Genomic DNA, 21,648 nt, shown 5'->3' with positions numbered 1-21,648 from the left:
TCCAGTTCGTGGGACCAAAGGTCTACAGGTCCTGAACCAAGGAAGGCATCCCCCATGATCCCTCAGCAATCCACTACCCGCCCCGGACACGGCAGTAGGCTGCCGGCCATCTTCGCCGTATCCCTTGCCATGGTCATCGGCCAGGGCCTCGCCGGACCGACGGCGGCGGCTCCAGTAGCTGCATCGGCGCAGCCGGCTGCTCTCCAGCCAACCGCCGCCCGGCCGGCGGCGTCGCCGCTCGACGACGGCCACTACATCGTGATGCTCAAGGACAAGCCGCTGGCCACCTACTCCGGTGGCGTCCCGGGCATCCCGGGCACGGCGGTGCCGAAAGGCAAGAAGCTGAACCCCTCCGGCCCCAACTCCCGCAAATACGATACTCATCTCAGGGCCAAGCAGCGGCGGGCGGCGGCATCCAAGGGCGTGACCATCAACAGGAGCTACACCCTGGCCCTCAACGGGTTCAGCGCTGTACTTTCCGCGGCGCAGGCCAAGGCGCTCGCCGGTGACAGCAGCGTGCTGGCCGTGGTCCCGGACGGCATGCGCAAGCCGGACTACTCGAGCACCGACTTCCTTGGACTTCCCGGCGGCAACGGCGTGTGGGACCAGCAGTTCGGCGGCACGGGTGAGGCGGGCAAGGGCGTCGTCGTGGGCGTGGTGGACACCGGCTACACGCCCGACAACCCGTTCTTTGCGGGGGACACCGTTGATCCGCTGTCCGGCACCCCGGACGTCGGCGTGCCGTACCGCCTCCAGGGCAACGTGATCGCAATGCGGAAGGCCAACGGCGGAACTTTCGTTGGTAACTGCGTGGCCGGCGACGGTTTCGACGGCACGGAATGCAACAGCAAGGTCATCGGCGCCAGGTTCTACGACAAGGCCTACAAGGCGGCGGTCCCCCCGGAATTCCGGTCCCCGAGTGAGAAGTTCTCGCCGCTGGACGTTAACGGCCACGGATCCCACACGGGCAGCACCGCAGCCGGCAACAGTGACGTCACCCAGACGGTAGGCGGCCGGGACTTTGGCAAGAGCTCAGGCGTTGCGCCGGCGGCCAAGATTGCCGTTTACAAGGTCTGCTGGGAAGGCTCCATTCCGGAGGCTACCGGGTGCGTTGAGTCGGACATTCTTAACGCCATCCAGGATGCCGTCCTCGACGGCGTGGACGTGCTGAACTTCTCCATCTCGGGAAACAACAACTCCACTGTCGACGCCGTTTCGCTCGCGTTCCTGAACGCCGCGGCCGCAGGGATCTTTGTGGCCGCCTCCGCCGGCAATTCCGGTCCGGTGGCCTCGACCGTCAACCACGCCGGACCCTGGATCACCAGCGTGGCCGCCTCGACCTTCGACAACACGCTGCGCGGAACCGCGGAACTGTCGGACGGCAGCAAGTTCGCCGGCGCAAGTGTCATGGGCAGCGAGGTTGACTCCAAGCCGATCGTGCTGGCCGTGGACGTGAAAGCGGCCGCCGCGCTAGCTACAGATGCGGCGCTGTGCGCGCCGAACTCCCTGGACCCGGCCAAGGTTGCGGACAAGATTGTGGTCTGCGACCGCGGCGTTGTGGCACGCGTTGACAAGAGCGCCGAGGTCAAGCGCGCCGGCGGTGTGGGCATGGTCCTGGTCAACCTGACGCCGGGCTCCCTCGACGCCGATCTGCACAGTGTCCCCACGGTCCATACTGGCGACCCGAAGATCAAGGACCTGGTGGCGGCAACTCCGGGCATGACGGCAAACCTCAAGGCGACAGACACCACCGGAGCCGAACCCCCGGCGGTGCCGCAGATTGCCGAATTCTCCTCACGCGGACCCACCCTGGCATCCAACGGAGATCTGCTCAAGCCTGACGTTGCGGCTCCTGGCGTGGCAGTGCTTGCCGCTGTTTCGCCCGTAGGATTCAAGGGCGAGAATTTCGGCTTCCTGTCCGGCACGTCGATGGCATCGCCGCACATCGCCGGCTCGGGAGCCCTGCTGCTCGGCAAGAACCCGCAGTGGTCCCCGGCCGCCGTGAAGTCAGCCATCATGACTACGGCCTACGACCTGGTCAACGCGGCCGGCGCCAAAGTGCATAACGTCTTTGCCCAGGGCGCCGGCCATGTTGATCCCGCCCGGTTCGACTCCCCGGGACTCGTTTACGACGCCGGCATCAGTGACTGGATGGGCTTCCTCCAGGGACAGGGAATCGACCTTGGCGTCGCCCCCATCGCGGCCAAGGACGTCAACCTTCCCTCGGTGGCACTGGGAGCCATGTCCGGCAGCCAGACAGTCACCCGGCGGGTCACGGCGGTCACGGCGGGAACCTATCAGGCAGCGATCACCCTTCCGGGTATTACGGCCACTGTCAGTCCGGCAGAAGTGACGCTGGCGGAGGGTGAAAGTGCCACGGTCACCATCACGTTCACTACCGCTGGGGCGCCGCTGAACGCGTACTCCACCGGATCCCTGACGTGGACGTCAGGCGACAACACCGTCCGTTCACCGGTGGCGGTGCGCCCGGTGCCGTAGTGCAGTTGGTCCAAGGAGCGCAGTTGGTCCAGGACGGACGACGCCGGGACTCACCGCTGGTGGTGAGTCCCGGCGTCGTGCGTGGACCGGTTGAAAGCAAAAGGGAGTCAGCCATGGGCGGAGCCTGTGGCGGCAATCAGGTCCATCATGGAGCTATGCAGGCTCTCCACCTGGTCCCGGCTGAGGCCCAACTTGGCCATCATGGTCCCGGGAACTGCCGTGGCCTGCTGGCGGAGGGCCGCCCCTTGCGGAGTCAGGTCCACCGCCAGGGCCCGCTCGTTCCCCTGCACGCGCCTGCGCGTGATGAGGCCGGCCGCTTCCAGGCGCCGCAAGAGAGGGGAGATGGTCGCGGGCTCGTGCAGGAGGGCCTGGCTGATATCGCGGACGGTGCGCGGGCTGGACTCCCAAAGGCACAGCATGACCAAGTACTGGGGATGGGTGAGCCCCAGCCTGTCCAGCACGGGCTTGTAGGCGCCGACGACGCTGCGCGAGGCGACGGTCAGGGCGAAGCACAGTTGCCGTTCCAGAAGGAGGTCGTCCTGCTCGGAGGCAGGCATTGCGGCTGGTCCGGCCGTGCCGGCGGCCGGGGATTTCGGGCGGGTGGTGATGAGCATCCCTTTCAATCGTTAGTGCACTAATCATTAGTGTATCCTTGATTGTGGCAGTAGTCGTGGAATGGAGTGGACACCGTGGCAAAAGAGAACGGCGCGCAGCGGTTCATGCGGGCAACCGGCAAGCTCAGGGCGGTTTTTGGCCCCGCCAACAGGAGTTCGCTGGTGCACGACATGACCGAGGAGAACCGCAAACTGCTCGCGCAGCGCGAGGCCGAGACGCAGCAGTGGGAGACGGTCCGCCGCCCGGACGGCAGCACCTACGTTGTGCCCCGCAACCCCGACGACAAGTCCCTGCGTTAGCCGCCAAGGGCCGGGCCCGGCGGCCGGGCCCGGTGCCAGCGGCCAGGCTGTACCGGCCGGGGTTCTTTTTGAGGGTCCCGGCGTAAAATAAGGGCACTGGCAGTCGAAGGGCAGACGCTCTCCGCCTTCAAGCAGGGAAGGGGGTGGGACTTGTGGCACACGTGCTCAGTGGCTTTATGAACCTGACAGACAGGCTCCGGTTCGTATTCGGCCCTGCCGCCGTCGGCGACTCAGCCACGCCGGTGGTTCACCTGCATGACGATTATGAGCATGCTTCCGAAAACGATCTGGCCCAGTTCGAAGTCGAGACCGACTCGGAAGGGCACCACTATGCTGTCCGCAAGGGCGACCTCGATAAGTGACAACGCCTTCAACGAAGTAAAGAAGCCCCGGTGCGCGTGAGCGCACAGGGGCTTCTTTCTGCACTGACTCGCAGTACCTGACCGGGACCCTTAGCGGCCGGTGCCTCCGTAGACGGTGGCAACGGCTTCGCTGTCCAGGTCGAATGCCTTGTGGATGGCCCGGACCGCGTCATCGAGCAGGTCTGCATGGGTCACCACGGAAATGCGGATTTCCGAGGTGGAGATCATGTTGATGTTGATGCCCGCTGCGGAGAGGGCCTTGAAGAACGTGGCGGAAACGCCAGGGTGGGAGCGCATGCCTGCGCCGATCAGCGACAGCTTGCCGATCTGCTCGTTGTACTCGATGCTTTCAAACCCAATTTCAGCCTGCGCTGCACGGAGGGCGGCAAGGGCGTCGGCGCCCTCGACGATGGGCAGCGTGAAGGAGATGTCCGTCCTGCCGGTGCCGTGCGTGGAGACGTTCTGGACGATCATGTCGATGTTCGAGTGCGCGTCCGCGATGACCTGGAAGATCGCGGCTGCCTTGCCGGGGATGTCCGGAACACCTACAACGGTGACCTTTGCTTCCGAGCGGTCGTGTGCAACACCGGAGATGATTGGCTGCTCCAAGGCAACTCCCTCTTGAGTCGTGATCTTGTCATCGGCGCCGGGCAGGACCCAGGTGCCTTCGTTCTGGCTGAATGAGGAACGGACATGCAGCGGCACGCCGAACCGCCGGGCGTATTCGACGCACCGGAGGTGGAGGATCTTGGCCCCGGACGCGGCAAGTTCCAGCATCTCTTCGCTGGAGATGCGGTCGATCTTCTGGGCTGACGGCACCACTCGGGGGTCCGCCGTGTAGATGCCGTCAACGTCGGTGTAGATCTCACAGACGTCAGCCTCGAGGGCGGCGGCAAGGGCCACCGCCGTCGTGTCCGAACCGCCGCGGCCGAGGGTGGTGATCTCGTTCGTGGAGCGGCTCATGCCCTGGAACCCGGCGACGATGGCAATGTGGCCCTTGTCCAGGGCCGTGCGGATGCGGTGCGGATCGACGTCAATGATCCGGGCCTTGCCGTGGATCCCGTCCGTGATCATGCCGGCCTGGGAACCCGTAAAGGACTGCGCGGAGGCGCCGAACTTGTTGATGGCCATGGCCAGCAGGGCCATGGAGATGCGCTCTCCGGCGGAGAGGAGCATGTCCATCTCGCGGGCCGGGGCTGAGTCGGTGACCTGGCCGGCAAGGTCAAGGAGTTCGTCGGTAGTGTCTCCCATCGCGGAGACGACGACGACGACTTCGTTGCCGGCCCTCTGGGCGTCGACCACGCGCCTGGCCACGCGCTTGATGCCGTCAGCGTCAGCCACCGACGAGCCGCCGAACTTCTGCACAATGAGCTGCGTGGTGGCAGCAGCATCTGCGGGCAGCTCCTGCGGCCGCGGTTCGGTTTTCACATCGGTACTGGGCATACTCATGCGTGCACCCTCACTGGATCAAATTGGAGTTCTGGAGGCCAAGCGTCCTTATGGCACGGCGGCATACCCAGTTTATCGCCGTGGCCCGCCCGCTGTGGAATTGTGACCGTTGCGGTCAGCTGAGGGCGTTCCGGCGGCCCTCGAAGGCCCTGCCCAGGGTGACTTCGTCGGCGTACTCGAGGTCGCCGCCTACTGGCAGCCCGGAAGCGAGCCGCGTTACTGCGATGCCGATCGACTGCAGCATGCGCGCCAGGTAGGTGGCCGTGGCCTCGCCCTCCAGGTTCGGGTCAGTGGCGATGATGATCTCCTGGACGGCACCATCGCTGAGCCGGTTGAGGAGTTCGCGGATTCGGAGCTGCTCCGGGCCGACGCCGGCGATTGGGTTAATGGCACCGCCGAGCACGTGGTAGCGGCCCCGGAATGAGCGGGTGCGCTCCACGGCCAGCACGTCCTTGGACTCCTCCACGACGCAGATGACGGAGGGGTCGCGCCGCGGGTCGCGGCAAATGTTGCACAGTTCCTGCTCGGTCACGTTGCCGCAGGCGGCGCAAAACTTGACCCGTTCCTTGACCGTGGTGATGGCCTCCACCAGCCGCTTCATGTCCTGGGGGTCTGCCTCCAGGATGTGGAACGCCAGGCGCTGCGCCGACTTCGGTCCCACGCCGGGAAGACGTCCGAGCTCGTCGATCAGCTCCTGAACTGCACCCTCGTACACTTTTTCCTCGATTGCTTGGTTGAAAGATGGCCGGCGCCGCCAGACGGGGCACCGGTACGTCACGGGGCGAGCTGCCCGGCCCTTGGGTTCCCGCTCCGGGCTGGAGCTACTTCAGGGCCGGGTTCCGCGGCCTAGTACCGGGGCGCCAGGGGGCTGCCGTCCAGTGACCGTTCTTCGATGAGCTTTCCGCCCAGAATACGCTCGACAGCGGCACGGCCAAAGACGCCCGACTCCTCGATGGTTTCGTCATCCGCGCTGGGGATGTCCTGCACGTATGGTGCCGGTTCCTCGGTGCTCCGCGCGGGCGCCTTGGCCCGCCCAGCCTCGGCCTCCGGGCTGTTGGAGAGCCTCTGGTAGAGGCTCAGTTTGCCCCTTGCGGGAGTCTCGGTGGCAGGCTCCGCCGCCGGTGCAGCGGTGCGGGCAGCGGCAACTGAAGGGCCGGCCAGTACCGCCGGTCCGGCCTGAACCGCGGGCCCTGCCTGCACCGTTGGTCCTGCCGGAACTACTGGGCCGGAAGCGAATACGGGCACGCGGACCGGGGCGGCTTCGGTGGCAGCGGTGACGGCGGGGGCGCGGACGCCCTGGTTCGGGGTGGGTGCTCCGTACTCGTGGCCGGCAGCCGCCGCGGCGGATGCCATGGCGTAGGCAGGCTCGAACTCCGGGGCACCGCGCTCGGCTGTTTCCGGGGCGCTCTCAGTAGCGGCGATTTCAGCTGGGCCACTCACAGCCGGCCCACTCACTCCCGGGCCGCCTTCAACTGAGGTGTCCCCACTCGGGGTGCTGGACAGCTGGCTTCCCCCGGCGTCCCCGCCGGCGCGTGGCAGCTGGGCGGCTGCTGGCGGGTACACGGGTGCAGAGGAGCCGCTCGACTCATCGTCGTAGTCCATGTCAGCCGCGGCCGGGTTCTTGCCCACGTTGCTTTCGGAACCGAGAGCCCATACGCCAGGTGTCTGCTCCACAGCACGGGACCACGGATCAGCCGAGGTGTCTGGAGCAGGCTGATGCTCCGCCTGCGCCGGGGGTGTCGTTTTTGCACGGATTCGCGCAGCCAGGGGTGCGGACTCGGCAGGCTGGTTTACCGCCGGTGTCTTTATCTCCGGCGCCGACGACGGCGCGGGGCTGCCCTGCCACTGGCGCGATGGCTCCCAGTCCATGGGAGGCTCTTCATCCAGCGGAGGTGCGTCTTCGTCGAGTGGAGGACCCCAGTCGTCATCCGGATAGGAGTAGTCGCCGGCCTGCTGCTGAGGTCCGCGTGCCGCCTCTTGCTGCGCGGCAACGGACGGCGCGCCGGACGCCTGGGCGGGCACAGGCTGCGGGGCCGGCTGCTGGGGGACTGCGGACGGTTCATTGCCCGATGCTCCCGCCGCGCTGCCGCTGCCGGCAGGGGCGGCGGGCGCCGATGGTGCAGGTGTGCTGGATGCACCAGTAGCGCTTGCCACGCCAGCGGGTGCGGCGGTGTCCGACCGGGATGCGGTGATGGTGGGTCCTGACCACTGCGGCGCGGACACCGCAGGGGCCTCCGGCGAAGACGCAGGGGCCTGCGGCGAAGACGCAGGGGCCTGCCCTGCCGCGGGTACGGTGGACGAACCCGTCGACGCCGGAGCCGGGCCAGTTGCCGCAGGGCGGGCAGGGGCGGGCTCCGGGTCTCCGGAGCCACCTGGGGCAGGCGCCAGGCCCCAATCAGCGTCGGTGGTGGTAGCCGGAACGTCCCGGCTAGTAGGCGCTTTTGGGTTTGGCTCAGAGCTCGCTGAACTGCCGGCGCCTGCCACCGCGATGATCTGGCAGTCGATGCCGATCGTCTTGTGGATGGCCTGGCGCAGATTCTCGGAGTGGTCCGCCCGGCCGAATGCACCGGCCAGCCCGGAGGTAGTGAAGACGAGCGTCAGGACCTGGCCGTCGAACTGGCCAACTTGGGCGTTGGGCTCCACGAGTGCCCAGGTGCTCCGCTTAATTTTTGTCAGCGTCTGCAGGACCTCGGGCCAGGCGCGGCGGAGTACCTCGACGTCGGCATGCGCCCCGGCGGAAGCTGCCCCGGCGGCGGCTGTGCTGGCAGAGCCTGCGCTGGACGGGGGCCGGGTGTGTGGTTGCGGCGCGGGAGCGGCCGGGGCCGCCGCTGCGGCAACCTGCTCTGGGCCTCGGGCCTGTTGGGGCGGGGCCTCGTGGCGTTGGGCCTCTTCCGGCCTCGGGGCGGATTCCGGGGTCTGTACGGGCGCGGGACGCTGGGCGACGAAGTCCCGTCCCTGGCCGTCGTGCGCGTCCGGGGCGGGGCGGTGGCGGGCGGCGGCGTCATCCATAGGCCAGTCGCCAGTGGTGATCCGTGGTGCGGCCAGGGCTTCCCGTCCGGGCGCGCCCTGTGCCGAGGATCCTTCGCGTCCGGGTGCGTCCTGCGCCGCGGGTGGGGCCTGGATGCTGGGTGGGCCCACCTGCGACGCGCTGGACACGGGAGCTGCCTCGGCCGGAGCGGCAGGAACTGACATCGAAGCTGCCGGAGCATGGGAGGCCGAATCGTTCTGGACAGGAGCGGCAGGCGGAACAGACGCGGAGGGTGCAACCGGGGCAGCCGCAACCGGAGCAGCAGGAGCCGGCGTGGCCGCCCCCGGAGCCGGCGCGACCGCAACTGCAACCGGAGCACCGGCGTCGGATCCGGCGTAGTTCAGGCGGCGCTCCACACGGTCGATCCTCGCGGCGATACCGCGTTCGGTCTGCTCGGAACTGGGCAGCAGGATGCGGGCGCAGAGCAGTTCCAGGTGTAGGCGCGGCGACGTGGCACCCGTCATCTCCGTCAGCGCGGTGTTGGTGACATCGGCGGCGCGAGACAGCTCAGCCGCACCGAGATTGTGTGCCTGGCTCTGCATCCGGGCGATCTGGTCGGCCGGCATGCCGCGGAGGATGGCCTGGGCGCTTTCCGGCATGGCCTGCACGATGATGAGGTCGCGGAAGCGCTCCAGGAGGTCCTCCACGAAGCGGCGGGGATCGTGGCCCGTCTGAATGACGCGGTCCACAGCGCGGAAGACCGTGGCGGCGTCGGAAGCGGCGATTGCTTCGACAACGTCGTCCAGAAGCGAGGCGTGCGTGTAGCCGAGAAGTGCCACGGCGAGCTCGTAATCGAGGCCGTTAGGTCCGGCGCCTGCCATGAGCTGGTCCAGCACGGACAGCGAGTCCCGGACGGACCCCGCTCCGGCGCGGATCACCAGCGACAGCACTCCGGGGGCCACCGGGACGTTTTCCTGGTGGCAGAGCTGCTCGAGGTATGCCATAAGCGGTGCAGGCGGCACCAGCCGGAACGGGTAGTGGTGCGTGCGCGAGCGGATGGTGCCGATGACCTTGTCCGGCTCGGTGGTGGCAAAGATGAACTTGATGTGTTCCGGCGGCTCTTCGACGATCTTCAGCAGGGCGTTGAAGCCCGCCGAGGTGACCATGTGCGCCTCGTCAATGATGAAGATCTTGTAGCGGTCCCGCACCGGCGCGTAGGTGGCTCGTTCGCGAAGGTCGCGGGCGTCGTCCACGCCGCCGTGGCTGGCAGCGTCAATCTCGATGACATCGAGGGAGCCGGCTCCGCCGCGGGCAAGTTCGACGCAGCTGGGGCAGACGCCGCACGGGGTGTCCGTGGGGCCCTTCGCACAGTTGAGGCAGCGGGCCAGGATGCGCGCAGATGTGGTCTTGCCGCAGCCACGCGGGCCGGAGAAAAGGTAGGCGTGGTTCACGCGGTTCTTGCGCAGCGCCGTCATGAGCGGGTCCGTGACGTGTTCCTGCCCGATAACGTCCGCGAACGAGTCCGGGCGGTACCTGCGGTAAAGGGCAGTTGTAACAGTCACAGGGAAAACCTACCTATAGGGACTGACATTAAATAAGAGACCCCTCATGCACCCGCCAGAGCCCATCTACCCTTGCTACCTTCCGGTCCTGGGGGAGTTCAACAGGATGACGCCACATGAGGGGCCGTCAGATACTTTACCCGAACTTTGGGCGTGGCCCGAATCGGCACCGCTTGGGCAGTGGCGGGCACCGCCGTCGTCTTATCGGTGTCCGTTCACTGGCCAGCTCATGAACGCCGGCTCTTCGTAGGGGTGGGCCCGGCGCAGTCCCTGCACGACGGCGTCGAGCACGTCCTCCTCTACGATGCACTCGACCCGGATCTCGGAGACTTCCTCTGGCCTACCCGGGATGCCGATGTAGGGCCGCGCTCCGGGCAGGGGGGTAAAACGTCCAGTACCCGGCGCCGTGAAGGAGCAGTGCGAGTAGTGGCCCAGCCGGCCGGCGCCGGCGTCCCCGATGGCGGTGAGTACCGCCTCGACGTGGGAATAGGGAACGTAAATCACGAGTGCGTGCAGCTGGGACATGCGACCATTTTCGGCCGATTGGGAGATGCCGGAAAGTTCAGGTATCCTAGTATCTGCTTTTGGTTCAAGAGCAGCTGGAGAATTCGCCTAGCGGCCTATGGCGCACGCCTGGAACGCGTGTTGGGTTAACGCCCTCGGGGGTTCAAATCCCCCATTCTCCGCCATTGGGAAACCCGGTTCTGACATCGTCAGGACCGGGTTTTCTGCTTCCTGCCCCCGGTTGCTGGAGGGAGTTGCGTCACGCCCAGCCTCCGGAGCCGCTCGCGGGCGGCCAGTTGGCTGGGACTGGCCGGACCCAGTGCGAGGCGTACGACGGCGAGAGTCGCCCGGGCGGCCGACCTCACCGGCAGCGGCAGGGGACCGAGCCGGGCAGTCCGCAGTCCGAGCAGCCGGCGGTAGTCGGGGTCCAGGCTCAGGACGGCGGCCGCGAACAGCACTCGGTAACCCGGTTTCAGCAGGGGGTGCAGAGGCGGGTTCCTGATGAACGCGACTGTCTCGGAGACCCGTTCATCACAGCGGAGAGTGCCTTCGGCAGACCATTCCGCGAGCTCCCGGACGAGGGCGGCCTTGCTCTCCGGCGGGGACTCCACTCCCATGAGCCTGCCCGCCTGCGCCCATTCACGCACGTAGGCATCCGGGCCGCCCGGAATGGGCCCGGCCCACAGCTCATGAGTGCGGAGAAACGAGTCCGTGAACGTGATGTGCACCCAGCGGAGCAGCTCAGGATCGTTGGCGGAGTACTTCTGGACGCCGCCGTCGCCGTCGACATACTTGCCGTTAACGGAGTCGTGCAGCCGGACCACCCTCGCGGTTGCCGCCCGGGCCTCAGCCGTTGACCCGTACGTGAGGGCGTGGATCCACGCAGTGGTCCGGGCCAGCCGGCCCAACGTATCCTCACGGAAATTTGAATGATCGTGCACTCCGGCGAGGACTGCGGGGTGAAGTGTCTGCATCAACAGGGACCGGATGCCGCCGACGATGGTCGGCGCGCCGCCATGGACGGTCCAGACCGCAGAACCGGGGAGGAAATACCCGGGGTCGTCGCCCTGGGCAAATTTGCGGGACCAGTCCGGCTGCGCGTCCGGGCTGCCGGTGAGCGTGCGTTTCAGTTCCGCCTGCCATTCCCTCAGGAAAGTCCGCATATTTCATTCTCGCGCGCCGAGGCGGGCCGGTTAAGTGGAGGAGCCGCCTCATTTTCTGTCTGTGCCCCGGGCACGCCCGATGAGCCAGACATCCAAGTACCCCGCGGCCAGTACCAAGGCAGCACCCGTTAAAAGCCTATGGATCCATACCGGCTGATCCCCCAGTTTTAGGGGTTTCGCGGCTCTTGAGCCTGTGGCCACAATGGAGGACACGCTCGTCGAGATACGCGCTTGGCGGGTACTGATCCAGGAGAATTCTGTGGCAAATCATGGGGGACGCAAGCACGCACCGAGGGTGATCGGCCCGGGCCGGATCGCCTTGCGGAGCCTGTCCGCCGCGGTGGTTGTCGGCTTCTCCGTCTTTGCCTTCGGATTCCAGGGACCGGCCACGACCATCCAGCAGCCCGTGGGTGCTGCCGTTCCCCTTGCGCCTCCCTCGGGAGTCGTCGGGCCGGAGCTCCTCGATCCCGACACCGCACCGCCCGGGTACCCGGTCAGCGGGTCGGGCATCGCTGCCCCCGCGAAGGCCGCCACCGGACACACCGTGTCCAACTCCAAAGCCAAGGCAACCAAGACAGGCGCCGCCAAATCTCCGGGCGTGGCCTCCGCAGCGCTGAAGCGGCCCGCAGCCGGCTTCCTCATGGCGCCCTTGGAACACCTCACGCCAACGTCCCCGTTCGGCCTGCGGCACAGCCCGATCACCGGCGAAGCGGGCGAATTCCATTGGGGCCAGGACTATGCAGCCGCCTGCGGCACCCGTGTCTACGCAGCCGACGCCGGCGTGGTCCGGGCCGCCGGCTGGCACCCCTGGGGCGGGGGCAACAGGGTGGAAATCGACCACGGCAACGGCCTGATCACCACGTACAACCACCTGCAGGGCATCGCCGTCGAAAAGGGCGACCAGGTCCGGGTAGGCGAGATCATCGCGGAGGTGGGCACCACCGGATCCTCCACTGGCTGCCACCTGCACTTCGAGGTCATCAAGGACGGGCAGCACGAGGATCCCCTGGAATGGACCCTGCTGCCCATCCGGCAGACCGACCAGCTGACACCCGCTGTGTTCACCAGCTTCGCAGGCGGAGCTGCCAGCACCTACGGGTGGGCGATCCCCAACATCCCGGGCAACAGCGGGCCGGGCAACACCGACGACGGACTGACGCCGGTCACCGCGGCCGCGCTCGCCAACCCGCCCGCCCGCCCGGCATCAGCCGCGCGGCCCACCCTGGTCTCCAGCGCGTCATCGTCCGGTTCGCCGACTTCCGGTTCGTCGGCCTCCAGCCCGGCAACAGATCCGACAGTTACGGCAAGTCCCAAGCCGCCGGCGCCGAAGCCTCCGGCGACGACCAAGCCTAAGCCGACGCCCACCCCCACACCGACGCCTACGCCCGCCCCGGCGCCTGCTCCTGCGACGCCGACTCCGACACCCACGACGCCGACTCCGACACCCACGACGCCAACCACGCCACCTGTTGACCCTGCCCCGGCGGAACCTGCTCCGGTTGATCCGGCTCCCACGGAGCCTGCGGTCCCTGCAGACCCTGCTCCACCCGCCGAACCGGTGGTACCTTCCGCGCCGATCACGAGTTCGGAAGTTGCCCCCGTCGAGCCCGCTCCGGTGCCGGATCCGGTCACCGCGCCGCCAGCCCCCGTTCCCACATCGGAACCGGCACCCGCGACGTCGCCAAGTGCCGTGCCAGCTGGGGATGTTGCCGTGGCCACGGCGAAGGCTACAGCAGAAGCTGTTCCGACGGCGGAGCCCCCGGCGGCGCCGTAGACGGCGAGGGGCAGCCGCAGTCGGGCTGTTCGCTCTCGAGGTGAAACCAGCTGGTCAGGAGGGTCAGGGAATGCAACGAAGGCCAAGGCCGTTGTCATTAGTAACAGCCATGCACCCGGCGAGAGAGCACGATGTGACTTCCCTCCAAACGATTCCGCCGACACCCGACGGAACCCGCCAGGGTATCGGATGCCCTTCGGGCGATGCGGTGCCGGCGGCGGATGCGTCCGCCGACTGCGGCTGTACGGGCTGTACCGGATCTGCTGGGCCGTTGGCGCGCCCAGCGGGGGCGCACGCCGTCGTCGTTCTTTTAAAGGCCCCCAAGCACGGTAAGCCGGGCACGTTCCGGAAGAGTATTCCGCCCGGAACGCCTAGGGGAGGTTTCCCATTTTTCTCTGCAGCAAAACTGCCGGGCGCCTAGCCCAGTCTCCGCCAGATACCGGCGGAATGCGGCAAATCGAAGAATGCGCGGCATATCAATGAAGCGGTCATCCTGTGATGGCCGTGCAAGGAAACGAAAGCGAGGAAGGTAGCCCGAAAGCGGCGGCGGTGTTGTAATTTTTCAACATGCCAACTCCCGTTTCCCCCTAGTTTGCTTTTTGTCTGGTTGGATGGAAGGTACTGAGAGGGACACAGGAGGCGCCCCGCTTCCTAACTACCGCGAAGGCAGCAATGGAGCTCATCGAGGCCGAGCATCCCCGGCCACGCCATTTTCTACTCCACCTGAGTGACACCCACCTGTTGGGAGGTCCGGACCCCCTATACGGCGCAGTTGACAGCGAAGCCCGCCTGATCCAGCTCTTCGACGAGGTTCAGGCATCCGGCGCGCGCCCGGAAGCTGTGATTTTCACCGGCGACCTGGCGGACAAAGGCGACCCCGAGGCCTACGCCAAGCTCCGCGCGGTCGTGGAGCCTGCCTGCCGGGATCTCGGTGCCCAGGTCATCTGGGCCATGGGCAACCACGACAACCGCGCCAACTTCCGCGCCGGCCTGTTCAACCAGCACGGCAACGACGATCCCGTCGACCACAGCTACTACGTCAACGGGCTGCGGGTCATCACCATGGACACGTCCGTGCCCGGGTACCACCACGGCGAACTCAGTGACAACCAGCTGGACTGGCTCGCCGGGCAGCTGGAGACCCCCGCGCCGGACGGCACAATCCTGGCCCTGCACCATCCGCCGGTTCCGTCGGTGCTGGACCTGTCCGTGCTCGTGGAGCTCCGCGACCAGGCGTCCCTGGCAGCCGTGGTCCGGAACTCCGATGTGCGCAGCATCCTTGCCGGCCACCTGCACTACTCCACGACGGCGAGCTTCGCCGGCATCCCGGTCTCCGTGGCCTCAGCCACGTGCTACACCCAGGACCTGAATGTTCCGGTGGGCGGCACCCGCGGCCGCGACGGCGGCCAGGCCTTCAACCTGGTGCACGTTTATGAGCACACGGTGGTGCATTCTGTGGTGCCGCTGGGCGCCACTCCCACTGTGGGCGAATATGTCAGCCCCGAGGAGACGGACCGCCGCCTTGCGGCAGCCGGAATCCGCATCCCCGAAGGGGCCAAACGTCCCGTGCTCACCCGGAAGTAGCCAACCCGGCCGGAGCGCTCTCCACTGAAGAAACCCCCGCCGGATCTGAACTGGTCAGATCCGGCGGGTGTTTCCTGCGGTGCAGCTCTTGCTTTCGCAGTGCTACTTTTCCCAGGGCGCCTTGATGGGGTAGTACCTCTCCAGGAACTCCGTGACAAGGTCCGCACGTTCGTCGGCCGGCACCTCCGGAAAACTGCCGTCATTGAGGCAGAAGAAGTCCATGTTGCGCTTGGTCAGCAGCTTGGGCAGGTAATTCAGTCCCGACCGGAGCGTGGTGTCCACGTACCGCACCTTGGCCGCCGTCTGGGTCACGGCCCGGCCGGTCAGCAGCGCGTAGTAGTGGTAGAAGGAATTCGTCACGGAGATATTGTCCGCGGCCCGGAAGGTGCTGGCGGCGGTGTTCGCGAACTCCGCCGGGAACTCCTGCTCCATCTGGGCCACGAGGCTCCGGCGCATCGGCGCTGCCGAGTGCTCCAGGTGGCGGGTGGTGATCCGGCCGAAGCGGTTCCAGAGCAGCTTCCGGTTGACCCGGGCCGCGTTCTCGAAGCCGCTGCGTTCGGCGTCGTTTTCGCCGAGGCCGATGCGGGTCTCAGCCTCGATGAACTTGGTGATCCCGCCCGGAGTGAAGAACATGTCAGGGCCCACCGGGCGCCCGAAGAACATGTCGTCGTTGGAGTAGAGGAAGTGCTCGGAGAGGCCCTCGATGTGGTGCAGCTGGCACTCCACGGCCTGCGAGTTGTGGGTGGGCAGCACCGACGGGTCAGCGAAGAACTCCTCGCTCCGGACGATGGTTACGGACGGGTGGTCGTTCAGCCATTCCGGCGCGGGGGAGTCCGTGGCGATGAAGATGCGGCGGACCCACGGTGCAAACATGTACACCGACCGGAGCGCGTATTTGAGCTCATTGATCTGCCGGTAGCGTGCCTCGTGGTCGTCGCCCTCGCCCAAGACGGCGCCCGCCATCCGGGCCCGCCGGGCGGCGATGTATTCCGGCGAGGTGCCGTCCACCCAAGAGAAGACCATGTCGATGTCGAAGCTGATGTCGCTCGCGTGGTCAGCGAACATGTTCTCGATGGTGGGCCAGGTGTGGCCGTAGCGCTCAACCGTTCCGCGGACGGCTTCGTGGGCCATCATGGTGCGGCGGGTGAGCGAGTTCTCGATCGGCAGGATTACTTCGTTGCCCAGGAAGCTCCAGAGTTCTACCTGGACGCCGGCGGATGCACCGAATTCGAAGCCGCCCTCGGGCTCCACCCGCGGGCGGTACAGCCGGAAGATGCGTGCCTGGCGGTTGACGGAGAGCTCGCCGTCGGCGACCAGGACTGACGTTTTCTTCTTCGCATCCACGGTCATGGAGTAGAACGGTTCGTGCCGGCACGCCTCAACGAGCGCGGACCGCAGCTTCTTCCGGTCCTTCCAGTCAAGGGCGACCACAGGACGGTCGTTGTTGCCCCGGACCAGGAGGTAATCCAGCCCGGCCCCGTCCAGCACATTCCGAAGGAAGAGCAGGTCCTCCACCATGGCCTGGTAAGGCGTCCGGGTGTCGTTGATCAGCGCATACCGGCCTGATCGGCGGACGACGTCGGGGCGGTGTTTGAGGCGCGCCACAGCCGCCGGCGACGTTGCTTCCGCGAGTGCGGGTACGTCGTCCTCGGCTGCCTGACCGCCGTAATAGATGTCGTCCTGAACCGTTACGTCCGTGATGGCGTTTCTCCCATGCTGCTAGGGGTGGTGAAGTCTTACTTGCATGATAGTCCTGCCGGGAAACATGCCGGGCAGGCGGCCGGGGCCTGCCCCCGGGCCCTGGCCCGGTGTGCTGGGCCGCGGCAGCGGGCCTAGCCGAGGAGCGCCTGCCGCCAGCTGGACAGGAACGCGGCCCCGGCGTCGTCGTGGATGACCGTTTCCTGCAGGCCCAGGTCGGCGGCCGTGAGGACGTCGTAGGGCTTGGCCGGGACGCCGTCCGCAGGCCTGACGTCGACGTGCTTCACGGCGTGGTCGTTGTGGTGCAGCCAGTCGGCCATGGCGTAGTCCGTGCGGGAATCGCCGACCGTCCGCCACGCCTGCGGCGTAATGCCCTGGGCTGCCAGCAGCTCCACGGCGCGGCTCGCGCCGAGGTCCTTGCCCAGCCGCACCGATTCAATGTCCGTGGAGATAATGGTGGGGTCCACGCGGTAGTCGATCTCGTCGTCGGAGTTGGGTGCGTGGTGGTCCAGCCGCACGACGCCCAGGCCGTGGCGTTCCATCAGCTCCATCGCCTCGGCATCAAACAGCTTCTGCTCGGCGAGGTATTCGCTGCTGGGCACCTCAATGTGCTGCTCCACCGACACCATGGCGCGCTTGGTTTCGTCGAAGAACATGTGGGCCGAGTAGTCCTCAGCCACCATGCGCCGGACATCGTCGCCGTAGGCTGCCGGCACGGCGAGCTCGTGGTCCACGTGGATGGGTCCGGGGCCGGCCGAGGTGTAGCTGAACCACACCGCGCCTTTTTCGCAGATTGCGTGGATCAGCGTTCCGCCCGGCATTCCGGCGGCGATCATGGGCTCCATGACCTGCTCGCGGATGAAGGCGTCCGAGCGGCCGGTGTTGAAGATGACCGGCACTCCGGCGTTCGCGAGAGCTACCAAGTCGGCAATGATTTCCGGTTTCACATCCCTGGTCACCGGGCTGGCAACCGGGCCGTCAACGTCCAGGAGCAGGGCCACGGCGGGTGTCGACGGCGTGTGGGCGCCGAATCCCGGGGCGGCATTCGCGGTAGGTGCAGTCATGGCTCCATTCTGTCAGCCGACACCGGCCGATCCGCCCGGACCGGGGCAGGCGGACAGCATGTGACAGATAGTTACTGTTTGGCCACAACCTCCGGCGGCGCGCTGGTCCCACATTCCCTGGAACCGGCCAGTTGCTTAAGCTTGCAGGGTGATATTCAAAGCTGTGGGCGAGGGACGCCCTTACCCCGACCATGGTTTCAGTACCCCCAAAGACTGGGCGGCTCTTCCGCCCCGTCCCGTGCGGCTGGATGAACTTGTGACCACCAAGCGGACCCTGGATCTTGATGCGCTCCTTGCCGAGGACTCGACTTTCTTTGGGGACCTGTTTCCCCACGTGGTGCAGTACCAGGGCACCCTCTACCTGGAGGACGGCCTGCACCGGGCGGTAAGGACTGCACTCCACCAGCGCACCGCCATACATGCAAGGGTGCTTGTGATCGATGGCTAGAAAACCCAAAGACGTGACCGTCCTCCACGGTCACCGCGTGATTAGTGGCCCAGAGCTCAGGGCCACGTTCGTCGAGGACGACGAGAACGCGGAGAACCCCGGCCGCCTTCGCCGCCGGATCCTGCACGGTGTGGTGCTCGTGCTGCTGCTTGGCCTTATTGTCGCGGGGATCATGGGGGCAATGGGGGTGATGAGCGGGCAGATCAAGTTTCCGTCCGCTATCCAGGCCCAGGAGAACTCCTCCGTCTGCCCGGCAACAACGTTCGACTACACACCGCCCGCGAAGGTGAAGGTGAACGTCCTCAACGCCACGAGCCGCAACGGCCTGGCCAAGGCGGCAGCCAATGAGTTCAAGGCGAGGAAGTTTGTTCTCGGCAATGTGGCCAACACGGAAACCGGCTACCGCGGCGTGGCGGCCATCGTCTCAGGTGCTGCCGGACAGGCGGCGGCCTTTACCGTGCAGCGGAATCTGCCGGGCTCGGACTACTTCCAGGACGGCCGCAAGGACGCCACCGTGGACGTGATCCTGACTGGCGACTACCGCGGCCTGGTCAAACCGCAGCTTGTTGACCAGACGCCGGGCCAGCTCAGCTGCCCGCGGGAAAGCCGTCGCGTCGCCGACGATTCGCAGTGGCCAGTCATGCCGACCCAGGGCGCCAAGCCCTGAGCCTTTAGCCGCCTGAGCCTTTGCCGGCTGTTCCTTAGCCGGCCGCAGCGGTGGGCGGCTGCAGGCGCAAGGGGCGGCCGCCGTCGTCGAACCTGGCCCCGGCGCCCAACTGGATGAAGCGGACGGTCCGGGAAATCCTTTCCTCCAGGTCCCCGGAGGCGTCGCCGCCCCGGGCGGCGCTGGAGGAGAGCGTGCCGTGGATCAGCTGCGCCTGCTGGAGGGGATCGGCCACCGGGAAGTAGCCCTGGTCCATGCCGTCGCGAAGAATGTCCTGCAGCATGTCACTGAGCCCGCCCACGTGGTCGGCCAGCTTGGCGAACGACGCCGGCGAGAGGACGGCGCCCATGGCCGGACCCGGCGGCAGATGCCGGCGGCTGAGATCCTCCACCTGGGCCCGCACGTACAGGGCCAGCCGGTCCACCGGATTGTCCAGCCGGGCGAGCGACTCCCGCAGCCCGGTCATGAACCGTTCCGTTTCCACGAGTGCGTAGGCAATCAGGAGCTCTTCGATGTCGGCGTAGTAGTTGTAGACAGCCGTGCGGCCGATCCCTGCGTGCCGGGCGACGTCGGTCATGGTGAGCCCGGGCAGCCCGTGCGAGAAGAGGAGCTCACCGAAGGCGTTCAGGATGCGGCGCTGGGTCTCGGCGCGCTGCGCGGCGTTGCTGGGGGCCGAAATCCGGGGCATAGGGACACTTTACCGCCATCTGTCACCAAACCGTTCCGAGTTTTGTCCAGCTTATGGCCGCTAAATACCCTTCAGGGGACGATATCTGTACAAAAACTCCGCTGTCCGGAGCTCCCGCGGGCCCGGGGAGCTCAGACCGGGCAGCCGTCCGGGCCGCAAGCCTCTGCGTTAGCCGACTCGGACCCTTCGTGGTTGGCGCCGGCGTTGTCGCCGACCATCACCAGCGGGTGCGACTCCTGCCAGGCCTGCTCGAGGGCCATGGTGAAGCTCGCCGCGGGCTGGGCTCCGGACAGTCCATACTTGCGGTCGATCACGAAGAACGGCACGCCGCTGATGCCCAGGGCGCGGGCTTCGGCGAAGTCGCGGCGGACGTCGTCGGCGTACTTGTCGGTGCTGAACAGCTCGGCCACTTCGCCGGCGTCGAGCCCAAGGTCCGCGCCCACCGACGCGAGATAGTCGGGGCTGCCGATGTCCTTGCCGTGCTCGAAGTGGTCGCTGAGCAGCCGCTCCTTGGCCACGTCCTGCTTGCCGTTCGCGGCGGCCAGGTGGATGAGCCGGTGGGCCGTGAAGCTGTTGGCAACCACGACGGCGTCGAACCGGTAGTTGAGTCCCTCGCCTTTGGCCTGGGCTGCTACATGGTCGAACATCTGCGTAACCTGGTCCGGGGCCATGCCCTTGCGCTTGCTGAGGTAGTCCAGCTCCGTGCCGTCATAGTGCTCGGGCACGCTGGGGTCCAGCTGGTAGCTGCGCCACTGCACCTCCACCTGGTCGCGGTGCGGGAACTCGGCGAGGGCGGCCTCGAACCGGCGCTTGCCGATGTAGCACCAGGGGCAGGCAATGTCTGACCAGATCTCAATCTTCATGCCTGCGACAACCCGCATGCCTCGCCGTGCATTCCTGCTCTGGCAGTTGCTTTGGTCACGCTGGCTGCCGCTCGTGGTCGGGGAGTCCGGCGTCGCGCAGGCCTTGTTTGACGGCGGGCCCGGCCATATTGTTTGGACTAACTCCCGGCGGTCAGGCCGTACCTTCGTGGGAGGCAAAAGTGCGCATTGGACTCATATCGGCACCGTGGATCCCGGTGCCGCCGCCCGGTTACGGGGGCAGCGAGCGGGTGGTGGACAGCCTTGCACGCGGGTTCGCCGCAGCCGGGCATGAGGTGCTGCTTGCCGCCCCTTCCGACAGCACCTGCCCGGTTCCCCTGGCCCCGCGGATGCGCCCCTCGGAACCGGCGGACTTGGGACTCGCGTTGTCCGAGCTGAGCCACATCATCAGGGCCTACGACGGCATGACAGGCATGGACATCATCCACGACCACACGATGAGCGGACCGCTGTACGCCGGCCGTCCGGCCGGAGTCCCGGTGGTCACCACCATCCATATCCGCCTGGCACCGCAGGCTGTGGACCTGTACACCGCGATCGGAAAGACCACCGGCATTATTGCCATCTCCCGTGACCAGGTGAGCCGCTCGCCGGAGGTCACCGTGACGAAGGTGATCCACCATGGCATGGACGTGGCGTCCGTTCCGGTGGGCCAGGGGGACGGCGGCTATCTGTGCTTCATCGGACGGCTGTCCCCGGACAAGGGCATCCTCGAAGCAATCCAGACCGCACGAGCGGCGGGAATCCCCCTGCGCATCAGCGCCCGGATCCAGGGAGCCGAGGAGCAGGGCTATTTCGACGACGTGGTCAGGCCGGCACTGGGCCCCGATATGGAGTTCATGGGGCCGCTGTCCGACGCCGAGAAATACGAACTGGTCGGTGGTGCGCTCGCGTTCCTTAACCCGATCCAGTGGCCTGAGCCGTTCGGCCTCGTGATGATTGAGGCGCTCGCCACCGGAACCCCCGTGGTCGGGACCCCTGCCGGTGCTGCTCCGGAAATCGTGGAGCACGGCGTCACGGGTTATCTGGGCAGCACCGGCCAGCTTGCTGGGTTCGCCGCCGAGGCCGCGGGGCTCAGCAGGGAAGCCTGCCGCGCCGCCGTCGAGCAGCGCTTCAGCTCGGCCCGCATGGTGGCCGACCATCTGGCGCTCTACGAACAGATCCTCGGCGGAAACATTCCGGAACAGACGGCGCGGCCTAACAGGTAGGCCGCGCGTGCCTGAGGCGGAGTTTTTGTGCAGATACTGGCCTCAAAAGGCTGTTGAGAGCACGATATCTGCACAAAAACTCCAACGCAGTGGGGTCAGGCCTTGCTGCTGAAAGCGGCGTCGAAGCTGGTCTGCGACGCCGGGAAGTCGAACTTCTTCAGCGCGGCGAGGGCTTCGGGGGCGCCGTGGAGGCGGTCCATGCCGGCGTCTTCCCACTC

The 21,648-nt window shown here is 66.8% G+C and carries 18 protein-coding genes, 1 tRNA gene, 1 other RNA gene and 1 pseudogene; 9 read left to right on the top strand and 12 right to left on the bottom strand.

The features are described from left to right. Positions 1-54 precede the first annotated feature (54 nt). Positions 55-2,499 carry a S8 family serine peptidase gene (locus ACTHQX_RS08025; protein ID WP_440156696.1) on the top strand — a complete coding sequence of 815 codons (2,445 nt, stop codon included), beginning with the start codon at positions 55-57 and terminating at the stop codon, positions 2,497-2,499. 107 nt (positions 2,500-2,606) lie between these two features. Here the strand turns inward: ACTHQX_RS08025 and ACTHQX_RS08020 are convergent, their stop codons facing one another. After that, on the bottom strand, positions 2,607-3,056 hold the full coding sequence (locus ACTHQX_RS08020) for a MarR family winged helix-turn-helix transcriptional regulator (protein WP_440156972.1): 450 nt from the start codon (positions 3,054-3,056) through the stop codon (positions 2,607-2,609). Positions 3,057-3,218: 162 nt separating this feature from the next. On the opposite strand from ACTHQX_RS08020, the gene ACTHQX_RS08015 reads away from it, so the two are divergent. Together ACTHQX_RS08015 and ACTHQX_RS08010 are read left to right on the top strand one after the other, a co-directional pair. Beyond that, positions 3,219-3,413 carry a hypothetical protein gene (locus ACTHQX_RS08015; protein ID WP_194718022.1) on the top strand — a complete coding sequence of 65 codons (195 nt, stop codon included), beginning with the start codon at positions 3,219-3,221 and terminating at the stop codon, positions 3,411-3,413. A 176-nt stretch (positions 3,414-3,589) separates the two neighbouring features. Continuing rightward, positions 3,590-3,775, top strand: coding sequence for a hypothetical protein (locus ACTHQX_RS08010; protein WP_236806572.1), 186 nt, complete (start codon positions 3,590-3,592; stop codon positions 3,773-3,775). A gap of 90 nt (positions 3,776-3,865) precedes the next feature. Here the strand turns inward: ACTHQX_RS08010 and ACTHQX_RS08005 are convergent, their stop codons facing one another. The 5 genes from ACTHQX_RS08005 to ACTHQX_RS07985 form a co-directional block, all read right to left on the bottom strand. Then, complete coding sequence (locus ACTHQX_RS08005) at positions 3,866-5,224, bottom strand: aspartate kinase (RefSeq protein ID WP_440156694.1); 1,359 nt, start codon at positions 5,222-5,224, stop codon at positions 3,866-3,868. A gap of 115 nt (positions 5,225-5,339) precedes the next feature. After that, positions 5,340-5,939: a recombination mediator RecR gene (recR, locus tag ACTHQX_RS08000; protein WP_190604438.1), complete on the bottom strand. Its 600-nt coding sequence runs from the start codon at positions 5,937-5,939 to the stop codon at positions 5,340-5,342. A 131-nt stretch (positions 5,940-6,070) separates the two neighbouring features. Beyond that, entirely contained in the window at positions 6,071-9,754 is a 3,684-nt protein-coding gene (locus tag ACTHQX_RS07995) for a DNA polymerase III subunit gamma and tau (protein WP_440156692.1), read from the bottom strand. 32 nt (positions 9,755-9,786) lie between these two features. Next, positions 9,787-9,883: signal recognition particle sRNA small type (gene ffs, locus ACTHQX_RS07990), an RNA gene on the bottom strand. A gap of 72 nt (positions 9,884-9,955) precedes the next feature. Then, positions 9,956-10,279 carry a hypothetical protein gene (locus tag ACTHQX_RS07985; RefSeq protein ID WP_236806576.1) on the bottom strand — a complete coding sequence of 108 codons (324 nt, stop codon included), beginning with the start codon at positions 10,277-10,279 and terminating at the stop codon, positions 9,956-9,958. Positions 10,280-10,355: 76 nt separating this feature from the next. Here ACTHQX_RS07985 and ACTHQX_RS07980 point away from each other — a divergent pair. Next, positions 10,356-10,443: transfer RNA gene (locus tag ACTHQX_RS07980), tRNA-Ser, on the top strand. A gap of 24 nt (positions 10,444-10,467) precedes the next feature. Here the strand turns inward: ACTHQX_RS07980 and ACTHQX_RS07975 are convergent. Beyond that, positions 10,468-11,421, bottom strand: a complete 954-nt coding sequence (locus ACTHQX_RS07975; RefSeq protein ID WP_440156690.1) for an oxygenase MpaB family protein — start codon at positions 11,419-11,421, stop codon at positions 10,468-10,470. 259 nt (positions 11,422-11,680) lie between these two features. On the opposite strand from ACTHQX_RS07975, the gene ACTHQX_RS07970 reads away from it, so the two are divergent. Continuing rightward, complete coding sequence (locus ACTHQX_RS07970) at positions 11,681-13,195, top strand: M23 family metallopeptidase (protein ID WP_440156688.1); 1,515 nt, start codon at positions 11,681-11,683, stop codon at positions 13,193-13,195. Positions 13,196-13,867: 672 nt separating this feature from the next. Next, positions 13,868-14,779, top strand: a complete 912-nt coding sequence (locus ACTHQX_RS07965; protein ID WP_236806582.1) for a phosphodiesterase — start codon at positions 13,868-13,870, stop codon at positions 14,777-14,779. Between the two features lie 102 nt (positions 14,780-14,881). On the opposite strand, the gene ACTHQX_RS07960 is transcribed toward ACTHQX_RS07965, so the two are convergent. Both ACTHQX_RS07960 and ACTHQX_RS07955 read right to left on the bottom strand, forming a co-directional pair. Continuing rightward, complete coding sequence (locus ACTHQX_RS07960) at positions 14,882-16,453, bottom strand: stealth conserved region 3 domain-containing protein (protein ID WP_236808928.1); 1,572 nt, start codon at positions 16,451-16,453, stop codon at positions 14,882-14,884. A 158-nt stretch (positions 16,454-16,611) separates the two neighbouring features. Next, positions 16,612-17,541: a hypothetical protein gene (locus ACTHQX_RS07955; protein ID WP_236806584.1), complete on the bottom strand. Its 930-nt coding sequence runs from the start codon at positions 17,539-17,541 to the stop codon at positions 16,612-16,614. Between the two features lie 148 nt (positions 17,542-17,689). Here ACTHQX_RS07955 and ACTHQX_RS07950 point away from each other — a divergent pair, with 148 nt between their 5' ends. Further along, positions 17,690-17,989, top strand: coding sequence for a type II toxin-antitoxin system VapB family antitoxin (locus tag ACTHQX_RS07950; RefSeq protein WP_440156686.1), 300 nt, complete (start codon positions 17,690-17,692; stop codon positions 17,987-17,989). Then, the gene (locus ACTHQX_RS07945) at positions 17,982-18,656 is read left to right on the top strand and encodes a LytR C-terminal domain-containing protein (RefSeq protein WP_236806586.1); all 675 of its coding nucleotides are present in this window, start codon (positions 17,982-17,984) and stop codon (positions 18,654-18,656) included. Before ACTHQX_RS07950 ends, ACTHQX_RS07945 begins: the two co-directional genes overlap by 8 nt. A gap of 34 nt (positions 18,657-18,690) precedes the next feature. On the opposite strand, the gene ACTHQX_RS07940 is transcribed toward ACTHQX_RS07945, so the two are convergent. Next, positions 18,691-19,341 (bottom strand): TetR/AcrR family transcriptional regulator, encoded by a 651-nt coding sequence (locus tag ACTHQX_RS07940; RefSeq protein ID WP_236806588.1) that lies wholly within the window; start codon positions 19,339-19,341, stop codon positions 18,691-18,693. 131 nt (positions 19,342-19,472) lie between these two features. Next, positions 19,473-20,204, bottom strand: a complete 732-nt coding sequence (locus ACTHQX_RS07935) for a DsbA family oxidoreductase (RefSeq protein WP_440156970.1) — start codon at positions 20,202-20,204, stop codon at positions 19,473-19,475. A gap of 179 nt (positions 20,205-20,383) precedes the next feature. Here ACTHQX_RS07935 and ACTHQX_RS07930 point away from each other — a divergent pair, with 179 nt between their 5' ends. Next, entirely contained in the window at positions 20,384-21,430 is a 1,047-nt protein-coding gene (locus tag ACTHQX_RS07930; RefSeq protein ID WP_236806589.1) for a glycosyltransferase family 4 protein, read from the top strand. A 95-nt stretch (positions 21,431-21,525) separates the two neighbouring features. On the opposite strand, the pseudogene ACTHQX_RS07925 reads toward ACTHQX_RS07930, so the two are convergent. Further along, positions 21,526-21,648 (bottom strand): annotated as a pseudogene (locus tag ACTHQX_RS07925) (sugar phosphate isomerase/epimerase); the annotation flags it as partial.

Origin of the sequence: Arthrobacter sp. SAFR-023, from assembly GCF_051965295.1 — a bacterium.
In the GTDB taxonomy this organism is placed as follows: domain Bacteria; phylum Actinomycetota; class Actinomycetes; order Actinomycetales; family Micrococcaceae; genus Arthrobacter.
The sequence above is the reverse complement of the archived record's forward strand: the minus strand, read 5'-3'. Positions and strand labels throughout refer to the sequence as shown.

Bases quoted from the DNA above. Each gene is read 5' to 3' on its own strand.
- ACTHQX_RS08005 (WP_440156694.1), bottom strand. From the start codon at position 5,224: ATGAGTATGCCCAGTACCGATGTGAAAACCGAACCGCGGCCGCAGGAG.
- ACTHQX_RS07965 (WP_236806582.1), top strand. From the start codon at position 13,868: ATGGAGCTCATCGAGGCCGAGCATCCCCGGCCACGCCATTTTCTACTC.
- ACTHQX_RS08020 (WP_440156972.1), bottom strand. From the start codon at position 3,056: ATGCCTGCCTCCGAGCAGGACGACCTCCTTCTGGAACGGCAACTGTGC.
- ACTHQX_RS07945 (WP_236806586.1), top strand. From the start codon at position 17,982: ATGGCTAGAAAACCCAAAGACGTGACCGTCCTCCACGGTCACCGCGTG.
- ACTHQX_RS07935 (WP_440156970.1), bottom strand. From the start codon at position 20,204: ATGAAGATTGAGATCTGGTCAGACATTGCCTGCCCCTGGTGCTACATC.
- ACTHQX_RS07975 (WP_440156690.1), bottom strand. From the start codon at position 11,421: ATGCGGACTTTCCTGAGGGAATGGCAGGCGGAACTGAAACGCACGCTC.
- ACTHQX_RS07985 (WP_236806576.1), bottom strand. From the start codon at position 10,279: ATGTCCCAGCTGCACGCACTCGTGATTTACGTTCCCTATTCCCACGTC.
- ACTHQX_RS08015 (WP_194718022.1), top strand. From the start codon at position 3,219: ATGCGGGCAACCGGCAAGCTCAGGGCGGTTTTTGGCCCCGCCAACAGG.
- ACTHQX_RS07940 (WP_236806588.1), bottom strand. From the start codon at position 19,341: ATGCCCCGGATTTCGGCCCCCAGCAACGCCGCGCAGCGCGCCGAGACC.
- ACTHQX_RS08010 (WP_236806572.1), top strand. From the start codon at position 3,590: ATGAACCTGACAGACAGGCTCCGGTTCGTATTCGGCCCTGCCGCCGTC.
- ACTHQX_RS08025 (WP_440156696.1), top strand. From the start codon at position 55: ATGATCCCTCAGCAATCCACTACCCGCCCCGGACACGGCAGTAGGCTG.
- ACTHQX_RS07955 (WP_236806584.1), bottom strand. From the start codon at position 17,541: ATGACTGCACCTACCGCGAATGCCGCCCCGGGATTCGGCGCCCACACG.